This is a genomic window from Streptomyces sp. NPDC002577 (assembly GCF_053594815.1).
This window is the reverse complement of record NZ_JBSFWK010000030.1, coordinates 31,627-46,795: the sequence shown is the minus strand read 5'-3', so window position 1 is coordinate 46,795 and position 15,169 is coordinate 31,627. Positions and strand designations below refer to the sequence as shown.

At 71.0% G+C, this 15,169-nt stretch carries 10 protein-coding genes and 3 tRNA genes; 4 read left to right on the top strand and 9 right to left on the bottom strand.

Annotated features, from left to right (window positions below):
* Positions 1–35: 35 nt before the first annotated feature.
* The 4 genes from ACWD4J_RS29555 to purS all read right to left on the bottom strand — a co-directional run bounded on the left by ACWD4J_RS29555 (position 36) and on the right by purS (position 4,152).
* Positions 36–836 carry a sterol carrier family protein gene (locus ACWD4J_RS29555; RefSeq protein ID WP_451398496.1) on the bottom strand — a complete coding sequence of 267 codons (801 nt, stop codon included), beginning with the start codon at positions 834–836 and terminating at the stop codon, positions 36–38.
* 120 nt (positions 837–956) lie between these two features.
* Positions 957–3,206, bottom strand: a complete 2,250-nt coding sequence (gene purL, locus ACWD4J_RS29550; protein WP_451398495.1) for a phosphoribosylformylglycinamidine synthase subunit PurL — start codon at positions 3,204–3,206, stop codon at positions 957–959.
* Entirely contained in the window at positions 3,206–3,886 is a 681-nt protein-coding gene (gene purQ, locus ACWD4J_RS29545) for a phosphoribosylformylglycinamidine synthase subunit PurQ (RefSeq protein WP_451398494.1), read from the bottom strand. The genes purL and purQ overlap by 1 nt, the downstream gene beginning before the upstream one ends.
* Entirely contained in the window at positions 3,883–4,152 is a 270-nt protein-coding gene (gene purS, locus ACWD4J_RS29540; protein ID WP_451398493.1) for a phosphoribosylformylglycinamidine synthase subunit PurS, read from the bottom strand. Before purS ends, purQ begins: the two co-directional genes overlap by 4 nt.
* Positions 4,153–4,516: 364 nt before the next feature.
* Between purS and ACWD4J_RS29535 the strand changes: the two genes are divergently transcribed.
* The 4 genes from ACWD4J_RS29535 to ACWD4J_RS29520 all read left to right on the top strand — a co-directional run bounded on the left by ACWD4J_RS29535 (position 4,517) and on the right by ACWD4J_RS29520 (position 5,789).
* Positions 4,517–4,867 (top strand): histone-like nucleoid-structuring protein Lsr2, encoded by a 351-nt coding sequence (locus ACWD4J_RS29535; protein WP_451398492.1) that lies wholly within the window; start codon positions 4,517–4,519, stop codon positions 4,865–4,867.
* A gap of 242 nt (positions 4,868–5,109) precedes the next feature.
* A tRNA-Gly gene (locus ACWD4J_RS29530) sits at positions 5,110–5,181 on the top strand.
* 107 nt (positions 5,182–5,288) lie between these two features.
* Positions 5,289–5,361 (top strand) — tRNA-Gly (locus tag ACWD4J_RS29525).
* 352 nt (positions 5,362–5,713) lie between these two features.
* Positions 5,714–5,789 (top strand) — tRNA-Gly (locus tag ACWD4J_RS29520).
* A 60-nt stretch (positions 5,790–5,849) separates the two neighbouring features.
* Here ACWD4J_RS29520 and ACWD4J_RS29515 read toward each other — a convergent pair.
* From ACWD4J_RS29515 to ACWD4J_RS29495, 5 genes are all read right to left on the bottom strand, one after another.
* Positions 5,850–6,749, bottom strand: a complete 900-nt coding sequence (locus ACWD4J_RS29515) for a phosphoribosylaminoimidazolesuccinocarboxamide synthase (protein ID WP_451398491.1) — start codon at positions 6,747–6,749, stop codon at positions 5,850–5,852.
* A 149-nt stretch (positions 6,750–6,898) separates the two neighbouring features.
* Positions 6,899–8,368, bottom strand: a complete 1,470-nt coding sequence (locus ACWD4J_RS29510) for a N,N-dimethylformamidase beta subunit family domain-containing protein (protein ID WP_451398490.1) — start codon at positions 8,366–8,368, stop codon at positions 6,899–6,901.
* A 689-nt stretch (positions 8,369–9,057) separates the two neighbouring features.
* On the bottom strand, positions 9,058–10,929 hold the full coding sequence (locus ACWD4J_RS29505) for a hypothetical protein (protein WP_451398542.1): 1,872 nt from the start codon (positions 10,927–10,929) through the stop codon (positions 9,058–9,060).
* Positions 10,930–11,232: 303 nt separating this feature from the next.
* On the bottom strand, positions 11,233–12,486 hold the full coding sequence (gene purD / locus ACWD4J_RS29500; RefSeq protein WP_451398489.1) for a phosphoribosylamine--glycine ligase: 1,254 nt from the start codon (positions 12,484–12,486) through the stop codon (positions 11,233–11,235).
* A gap of 206 nt (positions 12,487–12,692) precedes the next feature.
* Positions 12,693–15,059, bottom strand: a complete 2,367-nt coding sequence (locus ACWD4J_RS29495) for a DNA polymerase III subunit gamma and tau (protein WP_451398488.1) — start codon at positions 15,057–15,059, stop codon at positions 12,693–12,695.
* Between the last annotated feature and the right edge of the window lie 110 nt (positions 15,060–15,169).

The window sequence follows — 15,169 nt, the reverse complement described above, 5'->3', positions numbered from 1 at the left end:
TTCCCGCTCCGTGCGGCATGTCACCCAGAGGCACGTCACCCCATGAGAGGCAGGTGCCCGGAGAGGTCGGCTCGCTCACCGCTCGCCGAGACGTGCGCGGCCGCCAGCTCGGCCGCCCAGGTCGTACGGCCGGTGGCCAGCCGGATCCAGGTCAGCGGCTCGGTCTCGACGACGTTCGGCGGGGTGCCACGGGTGTGCTTCGGGCCCTCGATGCACTGCACCACGGCGAAGGGCGGAACGCGCACCTCGGTCGAGGCGCCCGGTGCCCTGTCGGCGAGCGCGTCGGCCAGCAGCCGGGTGCAGGCGGCGAGCGCCTGACGGTCGTACGGGATGTCGAGGCCCGCGGCACGGTTGAGGTCGTCGGTGTGCACGACGAGTTCGACCGTGCGGGTCACCAGGTAGTCGCCGAGGCTGATGGCGCCCACGGGCGTGCCGAGCAGCCGGGTGTCGGGTGTGGTGGCCAGGTGCGCGGCGATGCGCTCCTCGGTACGGGCGTAGAGCGCGTCCAGGTCAGGGCTGGTGCGGGCGAGTTCCCGGGTGCCCACGGCGATGTCGTCGGCGCGCGAGGCGGACGCGGACAGCAGATCCAGCAGGGAGAGTTCGGCCTTCGCCGGCGCGTCCCGCTCGATGTTCCGGCTGACGCTCTCGACGGTCATGGCGATGTGTGCGGCCAGCTCCCGGACGGTCCAGTCGCCGAGCTGCGCGGGAAGCTCCAGCTGCTCGTCGGTGAGGGCGCGCACGGCCTCTCGTACGGCGTCGAACTGGGCGAGGACGGCGGCGCGGATCTTCGCCGAGTCGTAGGAGCGGGGGCGAGTGCGCTTCTTGGCCGGGGGCATGGGGGCGAGGCTAGCCGGTCACGGGGAGTCGATTCGGTGATCTGCGCGAATACCCGGACAGCCCCCGCCCGGCTTCGGGCGGGGGCTGTCCGTGCAGGCTCCTGCGTGGCCAGGCGTGGATCAGGCCAGCAGCGCGGGGATCGTCTCCTCGTGCGCCGTACGCAGCTCGGCCAGCGACAGCGCGAACTCGCCCTGGACGTCGACCGCGTCACCGTCGACGACACCGATACGGGTCACGGGCAGCCCGCGCGCCCCGCACATGTCGTTGAACCGGACCTCCTCGGAGCGCGGCACGGCCACGACAGCGCGGCCCGCCGACTCGGAGAAGAGGAACGTGAACGCGTCCAGGCCGTCCGGGACGACCAGGCGCGCGCCCTTGCCGCCGCGCAGGCAGGACTCGGTCACGGCCTGGATCAGACCGCCGTCGGACAGGTCGTGGGCGGCGTCGATCATGCCGTCACGGGACGCGGAGATCAGGATCTCGGCGAGCAGCCGCTCCCGCTCCAGGTCCACGACCGGCGGCAGACCGCCGAGGTGCCCGTGGACGACCTGCGACCAGGCCGAACCGCCGAACTCCTCCTTGGTGTCGCCCAGCAGGTAGAGGAGCTGGCCCTCTTCCTTGAAGGCGACCGGCGTGCGGCGGGTCACGTCGTCGATGACGCCGAGGACCGCCACGACCGGGGTCGGGTGGATCGCCGTCTCGCCCGTCTGGTTGTAGAGCGAGACGTTGCCGCCGGTCACCGGGGTGCCGAGCGTCAGGCAGGCGTCGGCGAGACCACGAGTGGCCTCGGCGAACTGCCACATGACCGCCGGGTCCTCGGGCGAGCCGAAGTTGAGGCAGTCGGAGACGGCGAGCGGCTTGGCACCGGTCGTCGCCACGTTCCGGTAGGCCTCGGCGAGGGCGAGCTGCGCACCCGCGTACGGGTCGAGCTTCGCGTACCGGCCGTTGCCGTCCGTCGCGACCGCGACACCGAGGTTGGTGTCCTCGTCGATGCGGATCATGCCGGAGTCCTCGGGCTGGGCGAGCACGGTGTTGCCCTGCACGAAGCGGTCGTACTGGTCGGTGATCCAGGACTTCGACGCCTGGTTCGGCGACGCGACGACCTTGAGGACCTGCGCCTTGAGCTCGGCGCCGGACGCGGGCCGCGGCAGCTTGTTCGCGTCGTCGGCCTGCAGGGCGTCCTGCCACTCCGGGCGCTCGAACGGCCGGTTGTACACCGGGCCCTCGTGGGCGACGGTCCGCGGCGGCACGTCGACGATCTGCTCGCCGTGCCAGAAGATCTCCAGCCGGTCGCCGTCGGTGACCTCACCGATGACGGTGGCGATGACGTCCCACTTCTCGCAGATCTCCAGGAAGCGGTCGACCTTGTCGGGCTCGACGATCGCGCACATGCGTTCCTGCGACTCGCTCATGAGGATCTCCTCGGGCGAGAGCGTCGCGTCACGCAGCGGCACGGTGTCCAGCTCGACGCGCATACCGCCGGAGCCGGCGCTCGCCAGCTCGGAGGTCGCGCAGGACAGGCCGGCACCGCCGAGGTCCTGGATGCCCGCGACCAGGTTCTCCTTGAAGATCTCGAGCGTGCACTCGATGAGGAGCTTCTCCTGGAAGGGGTCGCCGACCTGGACGGCCGGGCGCTTGGCCGGGCCGGTCGACTCGAAGGTCTCGGAGGCCAGCACCGACACACCGCCGATGCCGTCGCCGCCGGTCCGGGCCCCGTACAGGATGACCTTGTTGCCCGAGCCGGACGCCTTCGCGAGGTGGATGTCCTCGTGCCTCATCACGCCCACGCACAGGGCGTTGACCAGCGGGTTGCCCTGATAGCAGTCGTCGAAGACGACCTCGCCGCCGATGTTCGGCAGGCCCAGGCAGTTGCCGTAGCCGCCGATGCCCGCGACGACACCCGGCAGCACGCGCTTGGTGTCGGGGTGGTCGGCCGCGCCGAACCGCAGCGGGTCCATCACGGCGACCGGGCGGGCGCCCATGGCGAGGATGTCGCGGACGATGCCGCCGACGCCGGTGGCCGCGCCCTGGTACGGCTCGATGTAGCTGGGGTGGTTGTGCGACTCGACCTTGAAGGTGACCGCGTAACCCTGGCCGACATCGACGACACCGGCGTTCTCGCCGATGCCGACGAGCAGCGCGTCGTTCTCGGGAGCCTTGTCGCCGAACTGCTTCAGATGGACCTTGCTGCTCTTGTACGAGCAGTGCTCGGACCACATGACCGAGTACATGGCGAGCTCGGCACCGGTCGGACGGCGGCCGAGGATCTCGCGGATGCGCTCGTACTCGTCCTGCTTCAGGCCCAGTTCGGCCCAGGGCTGCTCGACGTCGGGCGTTTCGGTGGCGTGCTTGACGGTGTCGAGAGTCATCAGACGTTGACCAGCTTCTTCAGGATCGAGGTGAAGAATCCGAGGCCGTCGGTGCGGCCGGTCCCGATCCCCGGCTCCACGGCGTGCTCGGGGTGCGGCATGAGGCCGACGACGTTGCCCGCCTCGTTGGTGATGCCGGCGATGTCGCGCAGCGACCCGTTCGGATTGACGTCGAGGTACCGGAAGGCGACGCGCCCCTCGGCCTCGAGCATGTCCAGCGTCCGCGCATCGGCGACATACCGTCCGTCGATGTTCTTGAGCGGAATGGAGATCTCCTGGCCGGCGGTGTAGTCGGCGGTCCAGGCCGTACGGTCCGACTCCACGCGCAGCTTCTGGTCGCGGCAGATGAAGTGCAGATGGTTGTTCCGCAGCATCGCACCGGGAAGAAGGTGGCTTTCGGTGAGCACCTGGAAGCCGTTGCAGATGCCGAGCACCGGCAATCCGCCCTTGGCCTGGTCGATGATCGTTTCCATCAGCGGCGAGAAACGCGAGATGGCTCCGGCGCGCAGATAGTCGCCATAGGAGAATCCGCCCGGCAGAACCACCGCGTCGACCTGCTTCAGGTCCTTGTCACGGTGCCACAGCGGCACCGCCTCGGCGCCGGCCAGCCGGACGGCGCGCTGGGTGTCGCGGTCGTCGAGTGTGCCGGGAAAAGTGACGACTCCGATACGAGCGGTCACGACTCCACCTTTACAGCGTCGGCCTCTTCGACCTTTACGACGAAGTCTTCGATCACGGTGTTGGCGAGGAAGGTCTCCGCCATCTCGTGAATACGGGCGAGGGCGGCTTCGTCGAGCGGCCCGTCCACCTCGAGTTCGAAGCGCTTTCCCTGACGTACGTCGGAGATGCCCTCGAAGCCGAGGCGCGGCAGTGCACGCTGCACCGCCTGCCCCTGAGGGTCGAGGATCTCCGGCTTGAGCATGACGTCGACTACGACGCGTGCCACTGGCACTCCCGGTGTGTGGTGCGTGAGCAAGTGCCTTCAGACTACCCGGCCCCGATTTCTACTCGCGTAGACTTGGACAAACGTACGTGATCGCCATCACGGACCGGTATCACGCCGTACGTCTTCACGGAAAATTCAGGGAAAAAACCGCGGGCCCGGATTGCATCTCCGCTCTCCAACCGTCACCCTCGCCCCGAAACTGGACACGCGGGCGTATTCGCTCGGGCTTCACAATGCAATGCCAAGCCCTGTACAAAGGAATTGGCAATAGTCGATACTTGCTCCGTACTTTGTACAAATACTGCCGAACAGTCGCCATCACCGCACGTCAACGCAGTGGTGTCGCACGAAGGGACCGATATTCGTGGCGCAGCGTGTCGTGGTCACTCTCTACGACGACATCGACGGCGGAGAAGCGGCGGAAACGATCGCCTTCGGTCTGGACGGCAAGTCGTACGAGATCGACCTCAATCCAGCCAATGCCAGGAAACTGCGTAAGGCGCTGGCTCCCTACCTGCAGGCCGGCCGCAAGCGGGCAGCCGCCGGGAGGTCCGCCGGCGGGGCCGCGGCGAAGACGGCCGCGGACTTCACGCACACCGCGGTGGCCGCGTCTCCCGCGGCGGTCCGCGCCTGGGCCCGCTCGAACAAGATGGACGTACCGCCGCGCGGCCGGATCCCGAAGAAGGTCTACGAGGCGTTCGACGCGGCGAACTGAGGGGGCCGCGCCGATCGGCGCGCGGCCCCTTAGCCCCACTGCCGTGCAAGGGGGCCGTGCGTCGTGGGCTGTGCCCACCCTCCCCCATTGCCGAGGGCATGGGAGGTACCCCCATCCCCCTGCGGAACGCCTGCCCACAGCAGTCCCCCGGGCAACTGACTTGCGTCGTACCCCCGGTGATCAGTTAGAGTCTGTTTCACGCCGAGGGGCGAGGCCGAAAAGGCCGCACCTCACGGGGTCTTGCGGGTGTAGTTCAGTAGCAGAACACCCCCTTTCCAAGGGGGAGGCGCAGTGTGCGATTCCTGTCACCCGCTCTGCATCGCTTACCGACCACGGTTTTCCGGGCATGGTTTACCGAGCACGGTTGTGGATCAGGTAGGCTGGTGCTCGCACCGGTCAGTGAGAGCTGATCGGGGGCAATGCGGACGTAGCTCAGTTGGTAGAGCGCAACCTTGCCAAGGTTGAGGTCGCGAGTTCGAGCCTCGTCGTCCGCTCTTGATCGAAAGCCCCGGTTCCATTGGGACCGGGGCTTTCGCATGCGAGCCGGCATCGTGCTCGACCTCTTCATTGCCCCCATTCCTCGCGTAATGAGCTTCTGAGGTCTGTCCGGCGATTGAGGTCTGCCGGCGATCTGCATTCGACATCCGACATTTGTGACGGTTGCCACATTCAGCCAGATCGCTGCGGGCCTGGCTGTCCGCCCACCGGGCTGCCGATCGTGGTCAGTTTGCCGCCCGGCTGCCTCTTTCCCGTCGGCCCGAAGCCGAGAGACGGGAACCGGGATGCGGAGGTGTGTCTCCATGGCCCGCGCGGTTGGGTATAGTGGCTCTCGCGCAACAGCGCAGTGCGGACGTAGCTCAGTTGGTAGAGCGCAACCTTGCCAAGGTTGAGGTCGCGAGTTCGAGCCTCGTCGTCCGCTCCAGAACGAAGCCCCCGGCGGTCGGACCGCCGGGGGCTTCGTCGTTTCCGAGGGGCCTGTCGGCTACACCCACCTGGCTCCGGTCAGCAGCTCGTACGCCTCCGCGTACTTCGCCCGCGTCGCCTCCACCACGTGCTCCGGGAGTGCCGGCGGCGGCTGCTCGCTCTTGCGGTCCCAGCCGGACTCGGCCGACGTCAGCCAGTCCCGCACGTACTGCTTGTCGTACGACGACTGGGCGCGCCCCGGCTGCCAGGAGTCGGCAGGCCAGAAGCGGGAGGAGTCGGGGGTCAGCACCTCGTCGGCGAGGACGAGCGTCTCGCCGTCGAAGCCGAACTCGAACTTCGTGTCGGCGAGGATGATCCCGCGCTCCCGGGCGATGTCACGGGCGCGCGCGTACACGGCGAGGGTCACCTGGCGCAGCTGGGCGGCGGTGTCGGCGCCGACCTGGCGCGCGACCTCCTCGTACGACACGTTCTCGTCGTGCTCGCCGACCTCTGCCTTGGTGGCGGGCGTGAAGATCGGCGCGGGCAGCTCCGAGCCGTCGACGAGGCCCTCGGGGAGCGCGAGACCGCACACGGTGCGCGACTGCTCGTACTCGACGAGCCCCGAACCCGTCAGATAGCCGCGGGCCACGCACTCGACCGGGACCATCCGCAGCGACTTGCAGATGAGCGTGCGGCCCTGCCACTCGGCCGGGGCGCCCGGCGGCAGCTCGGTGCTCAGCACATGGTTGGGGGCAAGGTCGGCGAGCTGCTCGAACCACCACAGCGACAGCTGGGTGAGGATGCGGCCCTTCTCGGGGATCTCCGTGGGGAGCACCCAGTCATACGCGGAGAGGCGGTCGCTGGCGACCATGACGAGGTCGCCCGCCTCGTTCTGGTACAGGTCGCGCACCTTGCCCGTGTGCAGATGTACCAGGCCCGGAACCTCGATGGGTTCGGGCTTTTCAACGAATCCGGACACGGTTCCTCCGCGTGGTTCTGTCCAAAAGTCCTGCCTCGATTCTCCCGTATGCGGGGCGCGGCCTGGGCCGAGGGTCGAGTGCGGCACGTGCAGGAAGGTCCGGTCAGGCGTGTTTGCGGCTGACGGTCAGGCGTGGCTGCGGCTGACGGTCAGGCGCGTTTGCAGATGCGGTCCAGGAGGTTGGCCGTGGCTCGCTGGATGCGTTCGTCGACGTGGCCGGGGCGGTCGAGCGCCGGGGACCAGGCGAAGGTGCCGGACGCGAAGACGAGCGCGCCGGACGGGGCGCGGTACAGAGATGTCTCCTGGTGGCGCGGCACGCCCTCACCGTCCCGGTACGGGGAGTGGGCCAGCAGGATGCGCCGCTGGTGCTCGGGGAGCGCGGTGCGCGGGAAGTAGCGGTCGGCCTCGCCCGCGACCAGGCCGTCGATCTCGTCGCCCTCGTGCGCGCCGGTCGACTCCCACAGCCAGTGGTCGGCGTTGCGGACGACGAGGGGGTGCGGCTCCGGCACCCGGCCCGCGTACTGGATGCCCATCAGCTGCTGCTCGGGCCGGTCGATCTCGCGCCACAGCGCGGGCTTTCCCGGGCCCCTGCGCTTGCGGCAGGTCAGCAGTCGGTCCGGTGCACCGGACGGGGACGGCCCGAGCTCCACCTGCCAGTACATGGTGTTGGCGGAGAGGAAGACGAGGGACGTGCCGTGCTCGCGCGCGAGCTCGGTGACGCGGCGCATCGGGACCGACCAGTACTCGTCGTGTCCTGGGAAGACCAGGCCGCGGTAGCGCGTGGGGTCGACGCGGCCCGCGTGCAGATCGCGGGTGTCGGCGTACGCGAGGTCGTATCCGTACCGCTCGGCCCAGCGGATGAAGTCGTACGCGTGGCCCACGTGCAGGGGGAGCCCCGCGCCCGCGTACGGGCGGTCGAAGGAGACCGTGACGGCGGCCTCGCTCTCGCCGAGCAGCCGGCCGTGCTCGTCCCATGCGTGGTAGAGGCTGGCGCCGGTGTGGCCGTCCTCCGGGTAGAGGTTGTACGCCTGCCAGGTGATGTCGGGCAGGAGGAGCAGCAGATCGGCGGGCTGGTGGTCGCGGACGGTGAAGGGGACGTGGGAGCGGTAGCCGTCGGCGGTGGTCAGCACGGCGACGTACGCCCCGATGCTCCAGTACGACGGGATCTGCAGACGCCAGGACAGCCACCAGTGGTGACACGAGACCGTGCGGTCGGCGGTGAGCGGGGGCGGCTGGACGATGCCGGAGAGACGGGGGCTCGTGGTGATCTTCGCCGCGCCGTCGCCTCCGTAGTGCCCGATCCGGTAGATGTCGACGCTGAACTGCTGCGGGGGGTCGACCGTGACGTGGAAGTCGATCGCCTCGCCGGGGGCGGCGGCACCGGTGGATGTGAACCCCTTGATCTGGCGGTGCACGTCGTCGGCGGTACGGGGGCCGCCCGTACGGGGCGCCGGGATCCTGGCGGCGCCGGGGGCCGGTACGTGGTCGACGTACCACGGGACCACGTGCCCCGTGTCGTCGAAGTAGTGCTCGCTGCCGCGGAGCCAGGGCAGGGGCCCCTGGCCGAACGGGTCGGTCACGGCATGTGCGAGGGCACCGGACTCCCAGCGGCGGATCACGGGCTGGGGGGCGGCCGTCAGGGGCTCGGTCAGGGGCTGGGGAGTGGCCGTCGGCGGCGGGGGCGCGGGGGTCGGCGGCGGGGGCGCGGGGGTCGGCGCCGGGCCCGACGGGGAACCGGTCGGCTTCGTGGGACCAGTTGCTTGTGACGGGTCGGCCGGCTGGGAGGGTTCTGTCGATTGGGAGGGATCGGTTGCCGGCGCGAGATCGGCGGGCTGGGCGGTACCGGTTGCCTGCGCGGGATCCGCAAGCGGTGGCCGTACGGCCGGCTGCGGCCGGTCGGCCGGGTGCCGTTGTGCCGCCGGCTCCGGCCGGTCGGTCGACGGCGACTGTTCCGACGGCTGCGGTTGTCCGGCCTGATCCGGCCGCTGCTCCGTCTCCTCCGACCGTGTGCCCTGCTCGCCGCGATCCGGCCCCATTGCCTGCTCCCCTCCCTCATGTACCGGAGTCTTTGTCCTTGCGTGCGCGGCATCCCGGAAGACTTTCGGATACGACGCCGTGCGGCCGCGCATCAGCGGCCGCTCCCCAGCACATCACATTACGCACGCACTCCGTCACCGTTCGTTGTGAATTGACTCGATCCGGATCGACGGGCTCCGCTACCGCCGCCCCAGGGCGGGGTGCCATGACACCGGTACCGCATGTTTCGGCCGTCGGCCCAAGCCAGTCGCCCGACGTCCGAACGCACAGGTCAGACCAGTCGCACCGGTTTCTCGGGGCGGACGCCGAGACTCGCGAGCCAGCCTCGCAACGGCTCCGGATCGCCGTCTTCCACCAATCTCAGAACCAGCGGGGCTAGGTCCGCCGCGCGTTCGCCGCCGACCATGAGCGCCGGGCCGTCGAGCCAGTCGAGGCCGGGAGCGGCCCCTGCGGTGTCCACAGCGGCGCAGCACACCATCGCCGTGACATGGTCGGTGAGCAGCTCACGCCCGGTACGCGGCGGCTGCGGCGGGAAGAGCGGCAGCATGCCGTCCTCCCACAGGGCATCGCCGCCTCCCGCACCACCGGAACGATCCGCCGGAGCAGACCGCGCATCCGGCGCGGACGCGGACTCCTCCCGGGCGAGCTCCCTGCTGAGGCCCGCAGCGAGGGCTTCGCCGCGGCCGTGTTCACCGCGCGTGATGCTGACACCGTCGGCCATGGCGGTATCCGCATCCTGGCCGATGGCGTCAGCCGGCGAAGGGGCGGAGCCTGGTGCCGCGATCGGTGCCGAACCCGCCGGGGCCTCGGAGGCGCCCGGGTCGCGGACGCCGAGGTGGTCCATCACGCGCTCCAAGGTCGGACTCCCCGAGTGGAGCGCCGCGGCATGGGCGGCCGTGCGTGGCAGAGGCCGGAGCGCGTCCAGTACGCGATGCAGGCGTGCCGCATCCGTACGCCACTTGCGGTCGACGACCTCGTCCGGATACTCCTGCCAGCTCACAGGTGTCCAGTCCGGGCCCGGCTCCGCGGGCCCGCCGTGAAAGAGGCGGGCTGCGAGCAGCGACGCCGCCTCGTCGACCACGCCGGGTTCCTCCAGGAGGTCGCAGGCCGGCCGCTCCCCGAGCCGCGAGGCGAAGCCCTCGGCGAGGCGGTCGCGGCGTGAGAGCTCGGTGAGGGCGGCCACCACGCCCGCGTCGAGCCGGGACGGCCAGCGCCCCATCCGCCATGCGGGAAGCGCGACGCGTGTCAGCAACCGGTCCCACCCGGCGTACGCCAGGCCCACCTGCTCCTGAGCGACGATCCGCAGGCCGTAGTCCACAGCCTGTGCACGTTCGGCGGCCGCTGCCGCGACGCCCCGCTCCATCTCGGCGGCGTGCGCGCGACAGCTGCGCAGCAGAAACCGGGTGACCCAGCCGATGCCCGTAAGAACCGTCCGGGACAGCGGCCCTCGCCCCGGTACGGACGTGACCGCGACCGCCGCGTCCAGCCCTCGTACGAAGCGACGGGCCGCGGCTATGTCCGGGTGCGCGGAAGGACCGGTACCGGCGACGACAGGGGCGAGCACGGCTCGCAGCTCACCGACGCGCATCCACCACAGGAACGGGGATCCGATGACCAGGACGGGTGCCGCCGTGCCACGGCGGGAACGGGCGGGGACCGTCCGCACGCCGCGTGTCAGCCCGCGTATGGCGCCGCTCAGCCCGCGTATCTCGTCCCGGCCTGCGGCGGTCGGCGGGCCGTGCGCCGGGTGTGTGCGGTCCTCGAGCCAGCTGTCGCAGTCCGGGGTCAGCGCTATCGCCGAGGGCGGGGGCACGTCGAGCCGGTCCGCGAGGTCCCGCACCATCCGGTAGAGATCGGGGGCCGACGCCTCCGGGATGGACACGGTGGGGCTGACCGCCGGTCTGGAGCGGGCGATGACGAGGGCGACACCCGCGGCGGCGAGCAGCACGACCACAGCGGGCAATGTCACGATCCACCGGGCGGTGTCCCAGCCGTGACCGACCAGGTGCCCGGTGGCACCGCCCGCCAGCAGTACGACGGCGACTGCGGCGGGCAGCAGAGCGACGGCCAGCGCCCTGCTGCGGACACGCAGCACGGCGAGGGCCCGGGAGCGCGCGGACTGCGCGCCCACCTCCACAGCCATACCGGACACGACCGGATGTCACCCCCTACTGCCCGCCGGCGCGTGCTGTGCCAGCCACCGCCGTCGGACTTCCTTGGCGTTGCTCACTCCCCCACTGTGGCACCCGCCACCGACATCGCAATGCCGGTGGGCCAAGTGCCGGAATGCTTGCGCCGCACCCTAGTTGGGGCTTCCGTGCGCGTCAGCCGGATGGATCAGCGCTCACTCGATGGAGGGGCTTTGGGTAGAGGTGGATGACAGTCGGGAAGGTTCGGGCCCCGAGGCCCCGAGGCCCCGGTGCCCTGCGGGCCGCCGGAGAGGGGCTCAGTCCCCGGCCGCCGCCTTCGCCGCGATGTCCGTGCGGTGCTGGGAGCCTTCCAGCCGGATGCGGGACAGCGCCGAGTACGCGCGCTCGCGCGCCTGCGTGAGGTCCGTGCCCGTCGCCGTCACGGACAGGACGCGCCCGCCCGCGCTCACGACCGCGGGGCCGTCCTGCTTCGTACCGGCATGCAGCACGTACGCGTGGGGAGCGTCCTGCGCCGCCACCTCGTCGAGGCCCTCGATGGGGTCACCGGTGCGCGGCGTGCCCGGGTAGTTGTGCGAGGCGACGACCACGGTCACGGCGGCGTCGTCGCTCCAGCGCAGCGGCTCCAGGTCGGCGAGCGTGCCGTTGGCGGCGGCGAGGAGCACCCCGGCGAGCGGCGTCTTCAGACGGGCCAGCACCACCTGGGTCTCGGGGTCGCCGAAGCGGGCGTTGAACTCGATGACCCGTACGCCGCGCGAGGTGATGGCGAGACCGGCGTAGAGCAGGCCGGAGAACGGCGTGCCGCGCCGGCGCAGCTCGTCGACGGTCGGCTGCAGGACCGTCTGGAGCACCTCGTCGACCAGCTTGGGGTCGGCCCACGGCAGCGGCGAGTACGCGCCCATGCCGCCGGTGTTGGGACCCTCGTCGTTGTCGAGGGCGCGCTTGAAGTCCTGCGCGGGCTGCAGCGGGACGACCGTCGTGCCGTCGGTGATCGCGAAGAGCGAGACCTCGGGGCCGTCGAGGTACTCCTCGATCACCACGCGGTCGCACGCGTTCGCGTGGGCCCTGGCTGCCTCGAGGTGGCCCGTGACCACGACGCCCTTGCCCGCGGCGAGGCCGTCGTCCTTGACGACGTACGGCGCGCCGAACGCGTCGAGCGCCTGGTCCACCTCGTCCGGAGTGGTGCAGACGTAGCTGCGGGCGGTCGGGACTCCGGCCCCGGCCATGACGTCCTTGGCGAAGGCCTTGGACCCCTCCAGCTGCGCGGCCTCCTTCGACGGGCCGAAGCAGGGGATGCCCGCCTCGCGCACGGCGTCTGCGACGCCGGCGACGAGCGGCGCCTCGGGGCCGACCACGACGAGGTCGGCCCCGAGCTCCGTGGCCAGGGCGGCCACGGCCGCGCCGTCGAGGGCGTCGACCGCGTGCAGCTCGGCCACGTCGGCGATGCCGGCGTTACCGGGAGCGCAGTGCAGGGCGGAGACGTCGGGGTCGAGGGACAGAGAGCGGCACAGGGCGTGTTCGCGGGCGCCGCTGCCGATGACGAGGACCTTCACGGCAGCCAGCCTAACCGCCGTCGGCGCATGCGCTTGTACGGGCTTCCGAAGGCCGGGGCGGCAGGCATTCGTGCGTTCCTCTGAAGAGGCACGCGCGGGCGTGGGGTGACACCGGCCCCGGACGCGTGCGGCGGCACAGCACCGGCCCCGGACGCGTGCGTGGCACGGCTCGGGCCTCGGGCCGTCTGCAGGCCGTGGCCGCCGCCCTACTCGTTCGAGTACTCCTCCACGACCGTAGCGCCCAGTTCCCGGACGATCAGGTCGTGGCCGGAGAGGGCCGACTCGTCCAGATCAGGGTCGTCGGCCTCGGGGGTGTCGTCCTCCGGGGCGACATGGGGTCGCTCCGGCTCGCGGGGCTCCGGCTCCGGAGGCGGCGACTGCGGGGGCCGTACCGAGGGGGCGGTCGACGGGGAAGGAGCGGGCGTCGGGGCCGACGAAGCGGCGGGCCGTGAGGGCGATGCCGACGGCTGCTGCGCGGCCGGACGCGGCGCGGCCGGTCCAGCACCACCCCCACTCCCGCCGAAGCCGCTGTTGAACCCGCCGGAAGCGGATGGCGACGCGGCGGCGCCACCGCCCGACGGGTCGACGATCGCCTCGACCTTCCACTGGACGTTGAACTGCTCGGCCAGTGCCTGACGCAGTACGTCCTCGCTGCCGCTGCTCGCGAAGTTGTCACGGGCACCGGCATTGACGAAGCCGAGCTGAAGGGTCGTCCCGTCGAACCCTGCGACCTGCGCGTTCTGGCTGAGCAGGATCCAGGTGAAGCGCCTGCGGTTCTTGACGGCCTCGAGGATGTTCGGCCACAGGACGCGCGGGTCGAGACCGCCGGAGGCGGGCTGCACGGGCGATGTCGGCGGCGACTGCGGCGGCCGCTCCGAAGCAGCAGCCGGCTGAGGACCGGACTGGGCGGACGGGCCGCCGGACGGGGTGGCTGCCGCCGGGGTCCCGCCGCCCGCCGCTGCCGCCGTGGGCCAGCCGCCGGGGCGCCGCCCGGTGGTGCCCGATCCAGCACCTGATCCAGCACCTGATCCGGTGCTTGATCCGGCACCTGCCGCTGTCGGCCAGGCCCCGGGGGCGGGCCCGGAAGGGGCCTCCACCGGATTCTGTGCGGGGGTCTGGGATCGGGGCGCGGAAGCATCCTGCTGAGCTGCCGGCGTACCAACGGGTGCCGACGCGCCTATGGGGGCGGCGGCGCCCTGCGCAACGTTGGCCTGCGGGGCTCCTGGCGCGACCGCGGGAGCCGGAGAGGCCTGCTGCTGGACCACCTCTCCACCGGCACCCCCGCGCACCGCCGCGCGGGCAGCCGCGGGTCCCCCGCCGGGAGCAACCGGTCCGCCGGCCGGCGGCATCGGGGCGTGGGCGTCGGGCCCGGGAACGTACCCCATCGCGGGGCCGGTCCCGCCCGGCACGAAGTTCCCTCCGCGCTCGAGCCGGTCGAGGCGGGCCATGACGGAACGCTCGTCGTCGTACGCGGCGGGCAGCAGGACGCGCGCGCAGATCAGCTCGAGCTGGAGGCGCGGCGATGTCGCGCCGCGCATCTCCGTGAGCCCCTCGTTGACGATGTCGGCGGCACGGCTGAGCTCGGCACCACCGAAGACACCGGCCTGCGCCTGCATCCGCTCCACGAGGTCGGCAGGGCCGTCGATGAGACCCTTCTCCGCGGCGTCCGGCACCGCGGCCAGGATGACGAGGTCGCGCAGCCGCTCCAGCAGGTCGGCGGCGAACCGCCGCGGGTCGTTGCCCCCCTCGATGACGCGGTCCACGACCTCGAAGGCCGCCGCGCCGTCTCCGGAGGCGAAGGAGTCGACGACCGAGTCGAGCAGGGACCCGTCGGTGTACCCGAGGAGGGCCGTCGCCATGGCGTACGTCACACCCTCCTCACCGGCACCGGCGAGCAGCTGGTCCATGACGGACATGGAGTCACGCACGGATCCGGCACCGGCGCGCACGACGAGCGGGACAACCCCGTCCTCGACGGGGATGTTCTCCTTCCCGCAGACCTCGGCCAGATAGTCCCGCAGGGTCCCCGGCGGGACGAGCCGGAAGGGGTAGTGGTGCGTCCTCGAGCGGATCGTCCCGATGACCTTCTCGGGCTCGGTCGTGGCGAAGATGAACTTGAGATGCTCCGGCGGCTCCTCGACCACCTTCAGCAGGGCGTTGAACCCCGCCGAGGTGACCATGTGCGCCTCGTCGATGATGTAGATCTTGTACCGGCTGGCGGCCGGCCCGAAGAACGCCTTTTCTCGCAGGTCACGGGCGTCGTCCACGCCACCGTGCGAAGCGGCGTCGATCTCGATGACATCGATGGACCCGGGCCCGTTCCGCGCCAGGTCACGGCACGACTGGCACTCTCCGCAGGGTGTCGGCGTGGGCCCCTGCTCGCAGTTCAGACAGCGCGCCAGGATCCGGGCACTGGTCGTCTTGCCGCAGCCGCGCGGCCCGCTGAACAGGTACGCGTGATTGACCCGGTTGTTCCGCAGCGCCTGCTGCAGCGGGCCGGTGACATGCTCCTGCCCGATGACCTCGGCGAACGACTCCGGGCGATAGCGGCGGTACAGCGCGAGAGACGACACGCATACGAGGTTATAGGCGCCCACCGACAACACGGACTGCATGCGGTTGTGCACGCGGTTCTGCACTCGGGCGCCCTCAAGGCCCGTACAGACGGACGGCCGAGCGGACG